Source organism: Spongorhabdus nitratireducens (genome assembly GCA_947387575.1).
Lineage (GTDB): Bacteria > Pseudomonadota > Gammaproteobacteria > Pseudomonadales > Endozoicomonadaceae > CANDOC01.
The window spans coordinates 516,033-532,732 of record CANDOC010000001.1; the positions used below are offsets into that span (position 1 = coordinate 516,033).

20 protein-coding genes are annotated in these 16,700 nt (G+C 48.3%); 7 read left to right on the plus strand and 13 right to left on the minus strand.

Annotated features, from left to right (window positions below):
• Position 1 precedes the first annotated feature (1 nt).
• The 4 genes from ACYZZ0_RS02310 to ACYZZ0_RS02325 all read left to right on the plus strand — a co-directional run bounded on the left by ACYZZ0_RS02310 (position 2) and on the right by ACYZZ0_RS02325 (position 4,450).
• Positions 2–1,006 (plus strand): calcium/sodium antiporter, encoded by a 1,005-nt coding sequence (locus ACYZZ0_RS02310; protein ID WP_461534954.1) that lies wholly within the window; start codon positions 2–4, stop codon positions 1,004–1,006.
• 168 nt (positions 1,007–1,174) lie between these two features.
• Positions 1,175–2,113: a lipase family alpha/beta hydrolase gene (locus ACYZZ0_RS02315; protein ID WP_461534955.1), complete on the plus strand. Its 939-nt coding sequence runs from the start codon at positions 1,175–1,177 to the stop codon at positions 2,111–2,113.
• A 95-nt stretch (positions 2,114–2,208) separates the two neighbouring features.
• A complete protein-coding gene (locus tag ACYZZ0_RS02320) occupies positions 2,209–3,264 on the plus strand; it encodes a lipase secretion chaperone (RefSeq protein ID WP_461534956.1) in 1,056 nt (351 codons plus the stop codon).
• Positions 3,265–3,343: 79 nt separating this feature from the next.
• Positions 3,344–4,450 carry a protein kinase domain-containing protein gene (locus tag ACYZZ0_RS02325; protein ID WP_461534957.1) on the plus strand — a complete coding sequence of 369 codons (1,107 nt, stop codon included), beginning with the start codon at positions 3,344–3,346 and terminating at the stop codon, positions 4,448–4,450.
• A gap of 209 nt (positions 4,451–4,659) precedes the next feature.
• Here ACYZZ0_RS02325 and ACYZZ0_RS02330 read toward each other — a convergent pair whose 3' ends face one another.
• The 9 genes from ACYZZ0_RS02330 to ACYZZ0_RS02370 all read right to left on the minus strand — a co-directional run bounded on the left by ACYZZ0_RS02330 (position 4,660) and on the right by ACYZZ0_RS02370 (position 10,162).
• Positions 4,660–5,034: a GNAT family N-acetyltransferase gene (locus ACYZZ0_RS02330; RefSeq protein ID WP_461534958.1), complete on the minus strand. Its 375-nt coding sequence runs from the start codon at positions 5,032–5,034 to the stop codon at positions 4,660–4,662.
• Between the two features lie 20 nt (positions 5,035–5,054).
• A complete protein-coding gene (locus ACYZZ0_RS02335; RefSeq protein ID WP_461534959.1) occupies positions 5,055–5,564 on the minus strand; it encodes a GNAT family N-acetyltransferase in 510 nt (169 codons plus the stop codon).
• An 18-nt stretch (positions 5,565–5,582) separates the two neighbouring features.
• Positions 5,583–6,053, minus strand: coding sequence for a GNAT family N-acetyltransferase (locus tag ACYZZ0_RS02340; protein WP_461534960.1), 471 nt, complete (start codon positions 6,051–6,053; stop codon positions 5,583–5,585).
• Positions 6,054–6,238: 185 nt separating this feature from the next.
• Positions 6,239–6,637 carry a fosfomycin resistance glutathione transferase gene (gene fos / locus ACYZZ0_RS02345; protein ID WP_461534961.1) on the minus strand — a complete coding sequence of 133 codons (399 nt, stop codon included), beginning with the start codon at positions 6,635–6,637 and terminating at the stop codon, positions 6,239–6,241.
• Positions 6,631–7,152 carry a GrpB family protein gene (locus ACYZZ0_RS02350; RefSeq protein WP_461534962.1) on the minus strand — a complete coding sequence of 174 codons (522 nt, stop codon included), beginning with the start codon at positions 7,150–7,152 and terminating at the stop codon, positions 6,631–6,633. The genes fos and ACYZZ0_RS02350 overlap by 7 nt, the downstream gene beginning before the upstream one ends.
• A 69-nt stretch (positions 7,153–7,221) precedes the next feature.
• Entirely contained in the window at positions 7,222–7,650 is a 429-nt protein-coding gene (locus tag ACYZZ0_RS02355; protein WP_461534963.1) for a VOC family protein, read from the minus strand.
• Positions 7,651–7,688: 38 nt separating this feature from the next.
• Positions 7,689–8,213: a GNAT family N-acetyltransferase gene (locus ACYZZ0_RS02360; RefSeq protein WP_461534964.1), complete on the minus strand. Its 525-nt coding sequence runs from the start codon at positions 8,211–8,213 to the stop codon at positions 7,689–7,691.
• Position 8,214: 1 nt separating this feature from the next.
• Positions 8,215–8,913, minus strand: a complete 699-nt coding sequence (locus ACYZZ0_RS02365; RefSeq protein ID WP_461534965.1) for an HAD family hydrolase — start codon at positions 8,911–8,913, stop codon at positions 8,215–8,217.
• 223 nt (positions 8,914–9,136) lie between these two features.
• Positions 9,137–10,162: a hypothetical protein gene (locus tag ACYZZ0_RS02370; RefSeq protein ID WP_461534966.1), complete on the minus strand. Its 1,026-nt coding sequence runs from the start codon at positions 10,160–10,162 to the stop codon at positions 9,137–9,139.
• Between the two features lie 534 nt (positions 10,163–10,696).
• On the opposite strand from ACYZZ0_RS02370, the gene ACYZZ0_RS02375 reads away from it, so the two are divergent.
• A complete protein-coding gene (locus ACYZZ0_RS02375) occupies positions 10,697–11,212 on the plus strand; it encodes a GNAT family N-acetyltransferase (protein WP_461534967.1) in 516 nt (171 codons plus the stop codon).
• Here ACYZZ0_RS02375 and ACYZZ0_RS02380 read toward each other — a convergent pair.
• Both ACYZZ0_RS02380 and ACYZZ0_RS02385 read right to left on the minus strand, forming a co-directional pair.
• Complete coding sequence (locus ACYZZ0_RS02380; RefSeq protein WP_461534968.1) at positions 11,209–12,300, minus strand: D-alanine--D-alanine ligase family protein; 1,092 nt, start codon at positions 12,298–12,300, stop codon at positions 11,209–11,211. The genes ACYZZ0_RS02375 and ACYZZ0_RS02380 overlap by 4 nt on opposite strands.
• A 183-nt stretch (positions 12,301–12,483) precedes the next feature.
• A complete protein-coding gene (locus ACYZZ0_RS02385; RefSeq protein ID WP_461534969.1) occupies positions 12,484–12,975 on the minus strand; it encodes a GNAT family N-acetyltransferase in 492 nt (163 codons plus the stop codon).
• 219 nt (positions 12,976–13,194) lie between these two features.
• Here ACYZZ0_RS02385 and ACYZZ0_RS02390 point away from each other — a divergent pair, with 219 nt between their 5' ends.
• Positions 13,195–14,529 (plus strand): SOX family transcription factor, encoded by a 1,335-nt coding sequence (locus tag ACYZZ0_RS02390; protein ID WP_461534970.1) that lies wholly within the window; start codon positions 13,195–13,197, stop codon positions 14,527–14,529.
• 62 nt (positions 14,530–14,591) lie between these two features.
• On the opposite strand, the gene ACYZZ0_RS02395 is transcribed toward ACYZZ0_RS02390, so the two are convergent.
• Positions 14,592–15,140 (minus strand): NADPH-dependent FMN reductase, encoded by a 549-nt coding sequence (locus tag ACYZZ0_RS02395; RefSeq protein WP_461534971.1) that lies wholly within the window; start codon positions 15,138–15,140, stop codon positions 14,592–14,594.
• A 162-nt stretch (positions 15,141–15,302) separates the two neighbouring features.
• Between ACYZZ0_RS02395 and ACYZZ0_RS02400 the strand changes: the two genes are divergently transcribed.
• Positions 15,303–16,211, plus strand: coding sequence for a LysR family transcriptional regulator (locus tag ACYZZ0_RS02400; RefSeq protein ID WP_461534972.1), 909 nt, complete (start codon positions 15,303–15,305; stop codon positions 16,209–16,211).
• 10 nt (positions 16,212–16,221) lie between these two features.
• Here ACYZZ0_RS02400 and ACYZZ0_RS02405 read toward each other — a convergent pair whose 3' ends face one another.
• The gene (locus ACYZZ0_RS02405; RefSeq protein ID WP_461534973.1) at positions 16,222–16,692 is read right to left on the minus strand and encodes an NUDIX hydrolase; all 471 of its coding nucleotides are present in this window, start codon (positions 16,690–16,692) and stop codon (positions 16,222–16,224) included.
• Positions 16,693–16,700 lie beyond the last annotated feature (8 nt).

A 16,700-nucleotide genomic window follows, 5' to 3' on the forward strand; every position in this document is an offset into this window, starting at 1 on the left:
TATGTCTGAAATGTTGTTACCACTGCTGGCTCTGATCGGTGGTTTTGTGGTGCTGGGTTACAGTGCTGACCGCCTAATTGTTACCGCCTCCACTCTTGCCTGGCACTTGGGTATGTCTACCCTGCTGATCGGTATGACCATTGTGTCGTTTGGTACTTCTGCTCCAGAATTGCTGGTTTCTGCAGTAGCCTCTCTGAATGGTGCGGAAGGATTGTCTGTCGGCAATGCGATTGGTTCCAACATCGTCAATATGGGACTGGTGCTGGGTATCTGCGGTCTGGTTGCGCCCTTGCGGATCAGCCGCCGGTTTCTGACCCACGAGCTGCCGGTACTGACGGTCGTTATGCTGCTGGCTGGCTACCTGATGATGGATGGCCTGCTGGATGGTTTTGAAGGTGGCGTCCTGATTACTGCACTGGTCGGTTACTGCATATATCTGGTCAAAGGCGACCGCCCTGCAGATGATAATGACGATGAAGATGTCGAGATTCTTGAGGTCAGCAAGGGACGTGCGCTGATAGAAAGTGCAGTGCTGCTGATACTGATGCTGGTCAGCTCACGCCTGATGGTCTGGGGTGGTATTGAACTGGCGCGAGGCTTTGGCATTGATGAGCTGATTATCGGTCTGACCGTCATTGCATTCGGTACCAGCCTGCCGGAACTGGCTGCCGCAGTGGCTGCCGTTCGTCGTGGCATGCACGATATGGCACTGGCCACGGTGGTGGGTTCCAATATTTTCAATCTGCTGGGAGTGCTGGCATTCCCGGGGCTGATTGGCAATGGCATTGCCATTTCAGACGATGTCCTGAATCGTGATATACCGGCGATGATTCTGCTGAGTGCCATTCTGTTGCTGTCGGCTTATTCAGGTATGCGACGCAAGGTACTGGAAGCTGAAAGTGGTGACCATATACTGGCCGAAACCGTTGTCGCCCGCTGGAAAAGCCTGCTGCTGTTTGGCGCCTTTGTCATTTATATGGGCTGGCTGGCAATGACGTTTCAGTAATATCTCCTGCCTTCTGACCGGCATATCCTTATGACATTTGTTTATTGGCTAAAAAATAGACGATTCGCAGGGATCAGAGTAGCATCGGTCTACTGATGAGCCTCGACTTACAGTGTCAGAGGCTCTGACGACACAAAAATAATAAGAATAAAAAACGAGTCTCTTACGATGATTACTAGATTACTGCTATTAGTGGCTCTGGCTGTCGGATTTTCCCAGACAGCCAGAGCCGGCTGCTGGTCCTGGCAACAGTGCGATGAATATCAAACCCGTTTTCCGATAGTGCTGGTTCATGGTGTTGCCGGCTGGGATACCTTACTGGGTATCGATTACTTCTATGGTGTCAGGGATACCCTTGAGCAACGCGGAGCCACGGTTTATACCCCGAATGTGGCGGCCTGGCATGATGCCTATACCCGTGGTGAACAGCTGATTAACCAGCTGGATGATATACGGGCTATCAGCGGACAGAGCAAATTTAATCTGGTGGGTCACAGTCTGGGTGGCCCTACTGTACGTTATGTAGCAGGCACCCGGCCGGATCTGGTGGCTTCAGTGACCACGGTGAATGCAGTTAACTTCGGCTCCGACTTTGCTGATGCAGCGCGGGGAATTGTACCCGTTGATTCAGCAACTGAAGCACTTATTGAAGCGGCATTGAATGCAATGGGAAAAGTTACCGATATCCTGGCCGGCAACAGTGAATATGATCAGGATGCCCTGGCTGCGGTGGACTTTATGACTAGCCCCGGTGCTGACAAATTTAACCGGCTGTTTCCTGATGGTATGCCGGCATCCCGCTGTGGCAGCGGAGCGGAAAAAGTTAACGGGATCTATTACTACTCATGGGGTGGCAATGACTCATTGACCAATATTGCTGACCCGCTGGATCTCTTTCTGGGTGCTTCCGGGCTGCTGATTGAAGGTGAACATGATGGTCTGGTAGAACGCTGCGACCAACACTGGGGTCAGGTGATCCGTTCCGACTATGCCATGAATCATGCCGATGCGATTAATCATCTGTTTGGACTGCACGGTTTGTTTAATACCGATCCACTGGCCGTCTATGAACAGCATGCTGCCCGCCTGAAGGGGCTGGGGTTATAGCCGAAAGCCTTTGTTCGAACTTTTTATACCACCGTTGTCGATTGTCTCTGTAGAAAACGGTCGACAATGGTGAGTTGCTGTAGAGTAAAACAATAATGACAACAAAAGTGGCATATGCTGCCCTTTCCCTTACTTTGGTCATGACAGGACTCTGGCTGTATCAGCAGCTACCGGTCTATCTTGCGCCAGTCAGTCATTCGGTTATTGATGCGAAGGCCGTGCAACCGATAACGTTGCCTGAGTCGACACACACCACAATCGGCCCTCCCGGCCTGTCGACATTGGCGACGACTGTTCCTCAATTATTGGGGGACAATGCAGATGGGTGGAAGGCCCCTGTACGGCTAACCCTTGATAACAAGGGTAATTTCGTTATCGACCGTAATCTGAAGCGACTGTTTGATCACTACCTGTTGGAGTTGCCAGGCAAACCGCTGAATCAGGTCGTGTCAGCCATTCACAACGATCTGGCTCGTCAGCTTGATCCGACCGCAAGGGCTCTGGCTGAACAGATTATGACGCATTACATCGCGATGAAAATCGATCTGCAACAGCTGGCAGAAAGCGGTGCGGAAATCATGGCCACAGAGCTCACCGCAAGTTATCTACAGACAGGACTGGAACGACTGCGGTCACGGAATGAAATTCGCCAGAAGTGGCTGGAACCTGATGTCTATGAGGCGTTTTATGGTCATGAAGTCGCACTGGATAACTATATGGTTGAGCGGCTGCAGATTCTGGATGACCATTCACTGTCTGCCGAGCAACGGCAGCAAGCACTGGAAACCCTGGAACAAAACCTGCCTGATACCGTGCGTCAGAGTCGCGATAATACCCGTCAGCACTTGCAAGTCGCAGCTGCGGTTGCCGTCGCCAGAAGTAATGGCAGTACACCGGAAGAAATTCACGACCTGCGGGCACAAATGGTGGGAAGTGATGCCGCAAGCCGGTTGGCAGCACTGGACAGAAAACGAGCCGAGTGGAATCTGCGGCTGGACAACTATCGCGATCGCAGGGATCAACTGCTTGCCAACGGCGGCTCGGCCACCCAACTGGAAGCCTTACGGGGAGAGATGTTTTCCGGGCCAGAACGTAAACGTATCAGTTTGATGGATGATTCCGAGCTGGGGGCGAATAAGTTATTAAACTGACCACCCTGATGGAAAAAGGTGCCGACTATACTGCCGGGGAGTTGGAGTATTCGATATCACACCGGAATAACAATAAAACATGTACAGCCTCTATGGCGTCACTGTTGCCCTGCTCTGGCTGATTATTATGCGTCCCTGCCTGGCTGATCTGGATAGCGACCTTACAACGTGTGCCTGCAGGCAGTATCAGGAGTATAGCGGGGAGAAAATTGCCAGATCTGATCTGTCAACGCTGTACAGCCTGAAAGTCTCTATGCCCCAAGGTTGCTTTCCCGTGGTGCTCAAGGATGTTCTGACTGACGCAAGTAATGATGTGAACCGGGAACACCGGGTTCAAGAGGCTCGGAACGAAGAATTCTGGTTAGAGCGGCTGAAAGGTCATCAACATATTGTTTATCTGTATGGCACGGAAAAAACTGTTGAGCATTTCTATCTGGTAATGCCGCACTACTTCAGTGATTTGTATTTATTACTGAAAGCGCTGCATGCAAAAGAAAAAGATATGACAGTGCCTGAACTGATTCGGAAACCACAGCTGGGTCCGTTATTAAGTCACTATGATAGCCAGCTCTGCCCTCTTGTAACCGGGCTGGTCAAGGGGCTTATGGCAGTTCATGAGCAGGGTGGTGTACATAGTGATCTGACACCTTGGAATATCATGATGGAGCGCACTGCAGAAGGATATTTCCAATTGAGGCTGGGCGATTTTGGTGGCACGCAACAGGCAGGAGTAGTCACTGGTCACTTAACCGGAATATTTACCTTTTTTCCCCCAGAGATATTTGATCAGACCGGAATGAAGCCCGCCTTGCCCTGCGTAATCTATCAGTCGGTGGATTTATGGCAGCTGGGTATTGTTATTGCCATGCTGGCGGGTAAAACGTTTTACCCTGTTTTTACCGAGCAAACAGGCAAGAACTTCCAGGGCAAAAAGGAAAGATTGAACTATCGGGACTTTGCTGACGGATTGCTGTGCGATGTGGAAAATGAACTGAACGATTTGGCTGAAATCGTTGACCAGCAGTCTTTTGATAAGCTGCCTCATTACCTGGCAACTTGTAAGCCTGACTGTACATCCCGGGAAGTCCTGCTGATGGCGGCCTGGTATTTACTGGGTGAAGCCAGAAACAGGCCACGGGCAAAAGATATTCTTACTTTTTTGCAAACAGTGACATGTAAAAGCTAACAGGTTTATTGGCTACCATTCCTCTTGGCCCTCGCATAATCCTGTACTCTCAAACTGTAACTGAAGCAGTCCACTTCGCGACTATGCTGATTCGGGTTGGTATAGTGTCGTTCCAATTGACCGATTTGTTTAAATCCGGCTTTATCCATCACTCTCTGGGACGCGATGTGATTTACATCACAGTAACTGATCAATTCATCAATGTATGGCTATGAAGTGGCCCAGTTAACCAGCCCCTGAATCAGCTCGGTGGCTAACCCCTGCCCTGCATAGTCATGACTGATGCCGAAATGAAATTCCAGTTGCCTGCTGTCGCGGAATAAAACCAGTTGGCCAATGGGTTGTTGACTGTTTTTTTCCTCGATAATCAGTGCCACCCGGTTGTTGTGAGTCCATGATCTGGCACAGGACCAGTTCTGCAACAGAGCCAAGGTATCACTGACATCACGATGGGGTTTACGGGCCAGAAAAGCAGATTCTGCTGTACGCCCGGTATAGTTATCAAACAGTGCCTGACTTTCTGTCTCAAGGTCTTGCGTGCGACTGAATCGTGCCGTTAACCGCAGGGTATCAATGCTGAACATTCCAGTTCTTGTCGTTATTGTCACAGTTTGAGGGTCATGATCTGATTTCGAACCTGAACTCCGGATGGCAAAGTGATCATGCCTCCCTGCCCTGTCAGACTAAAACCCATTGCATAATAGAGGTCGATCGCCGGTTGGTTCTGCTGGTGCACATACAGGGTAATGGCAGTAAAGCCATACCTGCGGCTATCGTTAATGACCATTTCCATCAGTCTACGCCCAATTCCCTGATGTCGATAATCTCTGTGAATCTGAATGCCCAGCTTGGCCATGGTGTCGTTCCCGGTATCGTCTGACTGAAAGAAACGGGTTGGCAAAACCTCTGCTGCACCTACAATATCCTGCCCAGAGATAGCAACAAAACCAGGGAGGTTATTTGCAGCTACCCGCGTCAGTATCTGTTGGAGAACCTGGATGGAAGGTGGCCCCTTTTCAAAAAAGAGGCCTTCGCGATACACCGATTGCCATAGCTGATAAAGCCCGGCGGTATCAGTGATCGTTATTCTTCTTATGATTGTTTCCGGGCTCATAAAGACAGCTCTGTCTGGCTAGAAATAGCTCAGTTCTGCTTGTGCCAGCTGGTCATTGTCAGTGAAAGCCAGCAGCATACAGCAACTGTCACTGGACTGATGCACTGTTTCACTGAACCCCAGTTTTTTACAAAACGCCGGATCAATATCAGAAAACAGATAGACAGCCTCAGCACCATGGCTTTTTGCCATTTCTGTAACGCCTTCAATCAGAGCCGCTGCATACCCCTTGTTACGATGCCCGGGGATGGTCGCAACCGAGCCGATACCCAGCGTATTGGTCGGTAGCCCAAAGGCCTGCTCATAGATAATCAGTGAAGATACAATCTGCTGTTCTGCTTCAAGTACACACCAGGTGCCCTGCTGGTACTTCTCGCTGTTATGACATGTCTGGAGATAATCATCCGGGGAGTTTTCTTCTCCCCAGGTATCGTATCCCATCATAAATATGTCGTTCAGCTCTTCTTGTGTAGCTTGTCTGACAGTCACTTTTTGTTTCCGTTCTGCTGTTACCGGAAGTGCCAGCATGGTCTGATACGTCTTTATAATGCTGACAGCTGAAGCCGGGATTATGTAACTATCGGTGGCGTAGAGGCAAATATCAGTAAATATTCTGTATATCTGGAACTCTACGCTTAAGGCAGGATAACACTTGTCAGGCTGATTCGAGCGAATTAATACAACTGAAGCTCTTTGTAAGGTTTCTGTTGCAAAGAATTCAGCCGAGACTGAAGACTGCCTGCGTGGATCTCCAGCTTGTGCCCATCCGGATCCAGCAGATACAGGGAATCACCTTCACTTTGATTCTGCTTCCACTCCCTGACACCCGCTACCTGCAGCTTTTGCTGCATGCGGGGGAAATCAGTAGCTTTGATATCAAAAGCGATATGGGTGTAGTCCCGGGCGGGCTGACTCTGCTCAACCGACAGACAGAGCCAGAGTCCGGGTAGTGAAAGGTAGGCACCACCGGCCCAGCGGGCATGAGGCTTGAGCCCCAGCAAATCAACATAGAAGTGAAAGGCGCGGTCAAGGTCACTGACCGCGATCGTAATATGGTTCAGGCCTCTCAGCACAGAACGTCTTTGTGCCAGCAGAGCGCTTTCTTCTCGTGATGGCGGATAAACTCATCCTTGCTGGCGTAGTAGGCTTCGACATCTTCACCGCTTTCGGATGCAATCTGCCGTTTCAGCTCGGAGTATTCCTCGGCAATTTCCGGGAATGCCGTCAGGTAGTCACGGAATGCCAGGTGACGCTGGATATTGTCATCGCTGGCAGCGAAGGCATGAATCTGGTGGGTACGCTTGTCAGCGCCCTTGCGGAAATAACGGCGGCCGGGAATGCCGAATTCACCTTTGGCCTCGTAGCCCAGCTCTTCCAGTTTGGCTGACTGCTGATCCAGTGCATCTAGGCTTTCGACAGCAACCAGAATATCGATAACCGGTTTGGCAACCAGACCCGGTACGGAGGTGCTGCCAATATGGTGGAGAACCGGATTCAGTTCTGCCAGAGCCTGTCTAACCTGCTCTGCTTCAGTGCTGTAGTCCTGTTTCCAGCTTTCCTGATAATTGACGACTTCAATTTTTTTCATGATATTTATTGTCAATAAACTGTTGTAAGTTGTTATTTTTACGCCATATTTAAACGGTAATAATTGCGTTTAGTCAATAATCAGGCTTCCATCCGGATTAAATTTCCAGAAGTCGGCCCAGGCAATTTCCCACAAATGGCCGTCAGGATCGGCGAAATAGCCGCTATATCCCCCCCAAAATACGTCTTGAGCCGGTTTCATAATTTTTCCGCCAGAGGCTTCAGCTAATTGTAATAGCTGATCAACCTCAGCTTTTGTGCGGGTATTATGTGCCAGCGTTATACCGGAAAAGGCTCCGCGCTCTGAAGATTGCTCCGGAGAAATATCTTCTGCCAGTTTTTCCAGTGGATACAGTGCCAGACAAGTGCCTGAAGTCCGGAAGAACACAATACCGGGTGCCGGATCGTTACTTGGGGGTAGCCCGAGGGCTTTATAGAAGTCAGTCGACCGTTTCAGGTCAGTGACGCCGAGAGATATGATACTGACTCTTGGTTCCATACGGTTACCCTGGATCGTTATTATTATTTTCTGACTGGCTATTTGGCTATGTCATAACGGATAAAATGCATTGGCAAATCTTCATCAGTTTCTATAGCGCGGAAAAAGTGATTATCTGTCACCTGCCCTATTACTGATAACCAGAAAGCCAGTGCCGGTTTGTTTTCCAGTAACACGCGGGTTAACCACTGCCCGGGGAAAGTAGAAACGGATAGCTCAAAGGCTCTACGGCCAACGCCCATCCCCTTGTATTTACGCAGTATAAAGAATTGTCCGATATCGTATAAGGCTGAGTCGGCGGGATATTTTCGTAACAGTGAAAACCCGGCAATTTCACCCATGCAGCGGATCAGGAACGGGTAGTGATCATCCTGTTCCCAGTATTTGTTCAGTTTGGCAGCACTATATGTGAAGATACCCTTGTCTGAGGGAGCCAGCCCCAGAAAATCCGACATTTCATAGACGTAGTAGTGAAACAGGTTCTCGATAATAGCTTTATCTTCAATGCCTGCAGGAACAAGCTCGACGTCAAAATCTTTGCTATCTGCCTTACTTTTATCCACCTTATGCGTACTCCCCTGAAGGCCGAAAGACAGACAAATGCGATTCGCCTGCACAGTGCATCAGTATGCCGGAATAATGTAGTGCATCCTCAATCCAGGAAAAGTCTGCAATCTGCTTTGAATGACTGATTTTGTTTCCCACCAGTACAAAGTTGTAGCCAAGTGTCTGGCAGGCTCTTTTATCCCAGTCGCCGTCACCGAAGTATGTCAGGGGGTGTAACCCTGTGACACCACTTCGGCTGGCTGCAATTTTCATAATTGCGGTTCTTGAAAAGTGGTCGTCTGATGAAGCCATGGGTATACCGCTGATATCTATACCGGCCGACTGCAGTTTAAGCCGGGCTGTTGATTCCCAGCCTCCGGTAGCGATAGACAGGCTGATATTATCCATACGGCGCAGCCGGGTCATAAATGCTGCCGCGCCGGGAACCTCTGCTGCCGGATTACATTCCAACTGGCGCTGAACCTTGGCCGTAAATTGCTGCTTAACCTCGTGATGAATTTCATCCCGACGAGATAACAACCCCGTCAGCTTCAGGTGCTGATCGAGTATCCCGGCATCAGTAACATGCTGATAGCTGCTCCAGCCCGGGTTGAGGCTGTGGCCAAGAACATCTGAAACCGCCTCGATATAACAGATGTCGTCCATTTCGCAGGACTGAACCAGTGTGCCGTCCACATCAAACATTACATGTAGCAATATGGTCTCCCTACACAGGTATTTTAATTATTTTCAGGACCATACTTGATTCACGATCTAAAAAATACATCATGTGATTAACCAGAAATGGTTGTGACTTTCTTTTCTCTGTTATCGGGAATAATTACAGAGCTAGTTTTTAGCCATGAAAATGATCAGTGCGAGATGGCAGCAGGGCGTATTATTTTTGAATAGAAAGATGATTGAATTAAGTTCACAACAACTAAGGTAGAGGCCATACGGGAGGGCAAGATTTATACTCCCCGCTTAAAGTACCCAGATCATGGGTTTCATATTGATAGGCATCTCTGTCCGAAACAGTTTCCCAGTAGAAACGACTTGCATTTATTGCATTAGGCCAGTTGCAGTCAACGCCCTCAGAATATTTCACATAGTCCTCTGTTACCAAAACTACTTTTGCTATATTCCTGTATTTATTGGCAGCAATGAAATCAGATATTTTATCACATTCAGAAATGGCCGAATTTCCTTTCCAGTAACAATATCCCTCTATAAAAACATATTGATTGGTTAAATACTGGCTTTCATATGCAAATTGTACGTTTTCAAGCTCTATTGATGTGTTAGGTAGCAGAGCGAAGTTATAGCGCAGTGCATATGAAAAAACACTGTCTCGAACGGAAGGCCTGATATGATCTTTTGCAACAAGGTCGAAGAATATCCCATCTGGTCTGTTGCTCAAAGCTGCCCAGCGTTCAATCCACCAGATAGCATTATGACAGACTCCCCCCGGACAATCCCAGTCAGGACGGGCGGGCATCTGTCCACAGAAGGTACCAACCGGAGCATCAGCTGTAGCAGAAATATAACCGAAAATCTTTGCTGCAGGATTGAGAACTCTAATTTTTCCGATCAACTCACTCATATGAGGATAAACAGCATCATAGCAGCCATTGCCAAAATTAATGGATTCAACGTGAGTTAATACAATGATATCTGCAACAGCAAATTTCTTTGCTACTTCAGATACACTTCCCAGTCTCTTGTAATCACCCTGGTAAACAGCCAGTCGATTACCAGCAGAAACAATACTACCTACTAATAAGATAGTAAGGCAGGTCATCTTTATAAAATTTGCAAGTCCGCTGGTCATTATTAAATTGCTCAAGCAGTTTTTAATAAGATTTAAAGACTGTTTTATAAATGAAATCATCGGATCATTTGCTTTATCTTTTAATAACAAAATGAAATTAATGTTCGATGAATTATTATTAATTACTGAAAGCAAATTGAGAGCTTTTGAGTCATAGAGGAATTCTTCGCATTTTTTAATTTTGTTTTTGAAATCGAATGATACGAGCTGGAATAAAGTAAACCTGATACTGCAAGTGCGATAAGTGATATAGGGCCGGTTTCAGGAAGCTGATACAGTGTTCTGGTGATAGACTGCCCTCCAGTGCTGCCCGGTCAGGCCGTAATAGACACCAATTCTGGCCATTACCAGAAAGGCCTGCATAATCGCCGCAAATGGCTGTAAGAAACGTCAAGCCAGCTGCCCTCACAACTACACAGCGATAAACGTGCCGGGATTGATCCGGTCGTTCGCCATGATCAGAGAGCTGTCTCTGGCTCCAGCTGTTCTCTTGCCTGCCGGCACGCTATCAGTGCCGCATGTTTCCGGTTGCCAACGGAAGTGGGGCTCAGTTATTCCGAGATGAGGATAGATGGATTATTAATAGACTGAGAATAGATAACGAATCCTATAAAATAACGCGCTGCGCCCCCTATTCAATAATAAAAAGTAGATACAAGGCTAAAAACTGTGTCAATACATATCCTGACGCTGGACAACCCGCGGGAAGACATAGCCTATATTGATGAGCTGATGTCGCTGGTCGAACGTGCCCGGGCAGATAATGCTTCACCTTACATGTACCCGAACGGACGTGACTTTTATGCAGGGAATCTTGCTGGTGCAACGATCAATATACTGGCAATAAAAGAAGACAGCCTGGTGGCCTATGCTGCCCTGCGCAAGATGTCACCATGGCCGGAATATCTTGGCTTACCGAACGTAGATCCACAGAGCTGTGCCCTGATGCTGTTAAATCTGGTAGATCCTGAATATCGGGGCCGGGGGATTGGTCAACAACTTGCCAGTGCCCGCATTACTGCGGCCAGAGCACATGGCTTTAAGCATCTGTTTGCCACGGTTCATCCGGACAACATTGCAAGCAACCAGGTTCTGGAGCGACAGGGATTTCACCGGGTTGCACAACAGCCGATGTTTTCCGAACGGCTGTTGCGCAATCTGATGCGGCTGGATCTAACCGATTAAGCGGTTTCCAGACGCTCGGTAATCAAGGTGTTGGCAGCAATATAGTCTTCTGCCAGGGTTTTTATCCGTGACGGGATATCTACCTGATGGCGGCAGGCGGCACAGTACACCACCAGGCTGACCAGGGTATCGAATGCATAAACATCAGACTGATCCTTCATTTTGACGATCATCTGCCATACCGTGGTGCTGAATGGTAACTCCAGCCCCGGCAGACCATTGACATCAAAAGCTTTCAGGCGGCCATTCCGGTCCAGACGACAGTCGATTCGGGTAAACTCGGAAATCCCCACCGCATCGCATGCCGGCAATACAACCGACTCGATCTGCGCCAGCATTTCCGGCTCTTCCACCACCCGTAACCATTTGCCGTCGTCCCAGTCCCGCATCCGGACACTGTGGTCCAGTACTGCACCGGGGTCGTCGTAGATCTCGGTATCATAATAGGTGGCCAGAATCACCGGTCGTTCCGGTGTCATAAATACTGCCACGGTAATATCACGACCAGGCAGATACTCTTCCACCATCACCGGATAACCGAAACTATCCCCCATCAATAAAGCCTGCTGATGTAATTCTTCAAGATTGTGCACCACACAATCCTGAGTAATTCCCTTGCTGGACGACAGCGCGTTGGGTTTTACAAACAGCGGGAAACTCAGATGCCGTGTCTCAAGTATTGTTTCAAGGTCATTGAGCTGGGTTTTATCAAGGGATGCGAATGCAGGGATTGCCACACCGTGATGTTCCAGTACCCGCTGGCACTCATCCTTGAGCATTACATTCTTGAGGGCGCGGGCATTACTGCCGATCATTGGCAGCCCCTGTTCATCGATCACATCTGCCAGCCAGACAGTGTCACTGCTGCCCTCAAATGCATAGACCTGATAGGCATTGGGCCATACCAGACAGGGCTCTGATTTCAGCTGTTGCAGCACTTCAACCAGTTCTGCCTTGTGGCCGACTTCAACGATCTCAACCTCAACACCTGCACGTCGAAGTGAGCGTATAACATCCTGTTGACTGGCCGGATCCGTTGCCCATCCCATAGACCAGAAGTCAACACTATTAATAATTGTTATTTTCAAGTTCAATTCCTTGATCAAAAAAATCCAAAACAGAATCAATCAAAGGCACATTCGAAGAAGCGTATATTTTGTCTGATTTTGAATAGCTGTCTACTCAAAATTATTAGAGAAATGTTAATAAGGAAGATAAAGGCGGCGTTATCGGGGAAGGTGCTATCAATTCCGGAAGGTAAACATCAGCATTCAGCGGGATTTCCGGACCATTACAACAACATCCTGCTGCAAGTGCCGAAACCTGTCCAACGCAATAAAATCATACCCGGCATAGAATAACTCTGCCGTTGCCGTCCACAAGTAAAGATCACCAACCCCTAGCGCCGGAAGCTGTTTTATAAGATGAGCCATCAATAGTGAGCCAACCCCCTGCCTTCTATATTTCGGAGCAATCAGCAAACTGCCAATCCAGTGCTCGGCATCGGGAAAACGATCCGGCATATCCCTGATTTTGACAGTAATAAAACCCGCAGGCTGTTCACCACAAACAGCGACATAACAAACAGGTACAGAATCACTTTTCAAGCATTGCTGCAGTTGATGTCGGGCCGCCTCCAGCGAGTTTGAGGGGTCACGTTGCCCCCATTCCTGGTAGCTCCAGCTGGTAAGGGTCTCAAGAAAGCTTGAATATTCAGTCAGAGGAGCAATGTGAATTTTATTTACCGAGCGTATGTTTTTCATATATCGACCCTCAGACCATAAACTGCTGATAGTATAGTTATGCTGTTCTGCTTGACCCGACACCAGCTTTAACTATTTTATTATGTGCCTCTTGCTCCGATCTGATTTAAAAAGCAATCCCAACTGGTTACTCAAATAATAGAGATAGGATCATGTATTGCTGGTTAAGGTCTGCATGTCTATGTTTTCTGTACTTGTTTATGATTTCTGTACTTGTTTATGATCAGTGTATGCCTGTTTTTTAATAAGGCTCTGGCAATATCTCTTGCTTTTGGCTCACGGGCTGAATTGGTCAAATCAGATTTGCAAGTGAATTTTCCAGGAGGATGTGTGCCTTTGCAACTATCTCAAGGCGATCAATTCTCAACCAACCTTTTGTTTTCTCAGTCAACTGATTTTCCGCCGTATCTGAAAGTAGATGATACCGAATTCGCTTTACTCGGAGATACTACAAGAGGCAGGGTTCATCTGGTTTTTCAGTCGGATCCAGATAGCCCGTTACTGTCTGAAGATTGTCTTATTCTTGTATTTGAATCTGTCATGAGTGAGCAAGGGTTGTCAGTCGCAACTGGAAATTATCGGTTTGGCAAGGCCCGCAACTCAATAATTTGTAGTCCGGATGGAGGTCGTTTTGAAATGACCTATCCGAGAAAAAACAAGTTGAACTATGTGTCATCCATGTTTGGCGGACAGGCATTATCTGCTCCATTTCCGGACTCTCTGGATGATTTACCTTCCGATGTGCCTATAGAGTCCGAACCCTTACAGTCAGCACATTTTGTATTGATACAAACGCAGAAGGCGCCCTTCAGTGGCCATATGAGCCTAAGTCCAGTTGAAAAATCCACTTGTAAGGATAAATATATTTCGGTTGTCCAGTCTTACTCACCCGTTTTATATCAGCCGTCACAAGATCATGGTCGATCACGTCGCAAGCGCAAGCCAGATCATGCTCATAAAGATACGTCGGTAAGAGCTAAAGTATTCAAGCAGGATTCAAGCCCTGATGGTTCCGAAGATGAGAATGATGAAGACGGGGTAGTATCAGATAGCGACGAGGCTGCAACACTAAAATTATCTGATGATGAAGAAACTGATTCAGGTGTCCAGGAAGTCACTGCTATGGAAGCAATCTCGACTCAGGGAGAAAAGGGAAAGCGGCGGAAGGGAGCGGGTGGACCCAAAAGGCCAAAGAATGCGTTTATGTGCTGGTCAGTGGAACGGCGAAAGCAGTTGCAGGAACAGGATCCAGATATGCATATGGCTGAAATGTCGAGGAAACTTGGAAGAGAATGGAGGGCTTTAACAGACGAAGAGAAAAAGCCTTACGAAAAACAGGCTGAAGAGCTGAAAGCGAAATTGCTTCGGGAACACCCGGATTACAAGTATCGTCCCCGGAAAAGGCAAGCTCACTCAAAACCTGAAGCTTCAAAAAAGAATGTTTTCGGTTTAAATATAGCTACCGATCGCGCGGGCCTGCTTCAGCAGTTGGAGCAGATGCAGCATCAGCTTGATTATCTGAAACAGGGGGTTCTGCAGTTACTGCCAGAATAAATCATCTATTTTGAGGCATCAGGTGCCCGGCAATGAGTCCGGGCTATAAATTGGCCGATTTATTACTGAACTGGCTTCAGTGTAGCCAAAGCGGATTTCAATTGAGCTATTAGTTCTTCATCTATCAACTCTCGCTTTTCTGCATCAAACTGGTCATAAAAGCTGGGTACAGAAAGGCTGCCTTTCACGTCCATTCCGAAATACGGTGCAGAACCAACAGCACTGCCCAGAACACTCTGCGCTCCACCTGGACCGGGTGATGTTGCCAGCAGAATCACAGGCTTGTCCTGGTACACTTTCATATCAATGCGTGAGGTCCAGTCAAAGGTATTCTTGTAGGCCGCGGTATAAGAGCCGTTATGTTCGGCAAAGGAGATAATAACCGCGTCAGCCTCTCCTATCTTGTTGCGAAAAGCATGCGCCTGCTCCGGTATCCCGCTTTCAGCCTCCCGGTCAGCGCTGTAAATCGGCATTTCAAAATCATTCAGATCGATCATTTCGACTTCGGCATTACCATCAAACTCTGATTTCAGTAACTGGCCGGCATAGGCTGCCAGCTGTTTGTTGATGGACTGTGAACTGGTGGTGGCTGCAAAGGCTAATACTTTCATGCTGATTCCCCTGTGTCGTGTTTATCGTGACGTTTTAGCAATCGTGTAGCTATCTTATATTGACCACCTCAGATGATTAATTACCAGATCGTGGAATGATTATTTCCATTTGACTCTTAATCAGGGCAAACTTTTGATCCTGACCACTCGGGATCCGGACATATGGCTTATAACCCCAACCTGCTGGATGGCATGACAATCTTTGCCGAAGTTGTTGAGGCCGGCAGTTTTACTCAAGCAGCAGCCAATACCGGACATTCCACGTCTTATATCAGCAAGGAAATAAACAAACTGGAAGGACGGCTCGGGGTGCGGCTGATGAACCGGACGACACGCTCACTCAGCCTTACGCCGGAAGGTCAGCTCTATTATCAGCAGTGTCAGCAAATCATCAGTGATGCCGAGGAAGCCCGGCTGGCATTAATGGGACAGCAGCTGAAACCTTCGGGAACGCTGCGGGTCAGCTGTCTGACCAGCCTTGATATGAATCTGTTGCAGGCTATGTTTTCCGGTTTCCTCACCCAATTTCCGGAAGTGAATCTGGAGCTGGATATGAGTAACCGCAAGGTGGATCTGATTTCCGAGGGGTTCGACGTCATTGTCAGGGCGACACCGCAACTGGAAGATTCCAGCTTTATCAGCCGTCGTATCATGCAGTCACAAACCATTATTGTGGCGGCACCGGCATATCTACAACAATACGGTGTACCGGAGCGACCTGAAGATATTAAACAGCATAAATGTATCTGTTACAGCTACCTGAAACAGCCCCGGCTCTGGCATTTCAAAAATCAATACGGCAAAGAAACTCAGGTTGAGGTGGACAGCTATATCCAGACCAACAGCTCGGCTATGGAACTGTCCTTATGCAAATCGGGACACGGTATTGTGCGACTGCCTCAGTTTATGCTGCAGGATGAGATCGAAACCGGTGAGCTGGTTGAGATGTTCCCCGACTACCGGCAGCCGGAGGTTAATGTCTACCTGGTCTATCCCAGCCGTAAACACCTGTCTCCGAAGGTTCGGGCATTTATAGACTATGTGGCGAAGTATTTGTCAGAGAACCGATAGACAGATTATTTTACTGCTCCTGCTTTGGCGCCTCTTGCAGCCTGTCCCGCAAGAACAGCAACCCTTCCTGAAACATCGGATGCCACTGGTCACTGGCCGGCTGCTGCAGTGGATGCCAGCAGAACCGAAACATATGCCCGCCGGCATCTTCACAGAAGTGCTCCCAGCTATCAGGCAGATCTGCGGTGGTGTTTCCGGTGATGGCGCACTGAATGAAATGCCATTCATGCTCACCACCGTCAGGCGACCAGTTGCCGATATAGTGAAGCACTTCGCTGTTTTCAATACCGGACTCTTCCCGCAGTTCCCTTAGCGTGGCGGTAAACAGACCTTCGTCCGGCTCAACCGTACCCTTGATCAGCTGGATACCGGCGAGGGGATGCTGAAACACCAGCAGCTCGGTGCCCTGCCCTGCAGCCCGGGTAATTACCGGACAAACCTTGACCCTGCGGCCATTAACCTTGTCTTTGTTGATCAGCATGAATAATA

Coding starts and splice junctions, on each gene's coding strand:
- ACYZZ0_RS02400 (WP_461534972.1), top strand. CDS start 15,303: ATGGCTTATAACCCCAACCTGCTGGATGGCATGACAATCTTTGCCGAA.
- ACYZZ0_RS02350 (WP_461534962.1), bottom strand. CDS start 7,152: ATGAAAAAAATTGAAGTCGTCAATTATCAGGAAAGCTGGAAACAGGAC.
- ACYZZ0_RS02310 (WP_461534954.1), top strand. CDS start 2: ATGTCTGAAATGTTGTTACCACTGCTGGCTCTGATCGGTGGTTTTGTG.
- ACYZZ0_RS02330 (WP_461534958.1), bottom strand. CDS start 5,034: ATGTTCAGCATTGATACCCTGCGGTTAACGGCACGATTCAGTCGCACG.
- ACYZZ0_RS02315 (WP_461534955.1), top strand. CDS start 1,175: ATGATTACTAGATTACTGCTATTAGTGGCTCTGGCTGTCGGATTTTCC.
- ACYZZ0_RS02355 (WP_461534963.1), bottom strand. CDS start 7,650: ATGGAACCAAGAGTCAGTATCATATCTCTCGGCGTCACTGACCTGAAA.
- ACYZZ0_RS02325 (WP_461534957.1), top strand. CDS start 3,344: ATGTACAGCCTCTATGGCGTCACTGTTGCCCTGCTCTGGCTGATTATT.
- ACYZZ0_RS02320 (WP_461534956.1), top strand. CDS start 2,209: ATGACAACAAAAGTGGCATATGCTGCCCTTTCCCTTACTTTGGTCATG.
- ACYZZ0_RS02405 (WP_461534973.1), bottom strand. CDS start 16,692: ATGCTGATCAACAAAGACAAGGTTAATGGCCGCAGGGTCAAGGTTTGT.
- ACYZZ0_RS02335 (WP_461534959.1), bottom strand. CDS start 5,564: ATGAGCCCGGAAACAATCATAAGAAGAATAACGATCACTGATACCGCC.
- ACYZZ0_RS02395 (WP_461534971.1), bottom strand. CDS start 15,140: ATGAAAGTATTAGCCTTTGCAGCCACCACCAGTTCACAGTCCATCAAC.
- ACYZZ0_RS02390 (WP_461534970.1), top strand. CDS start 13,195: ATGATCAGTGTATGCCTGTTTTTTAATAAGGCTCTGGCAATATCTCTT.
- ACYZZ0_RS02385 (WP_461534969.1), bottom strand. CDS start 12,975: ATGAAAAACATACGCTCGGTAAATAAAATTCACATTGCTCCTCTGACT.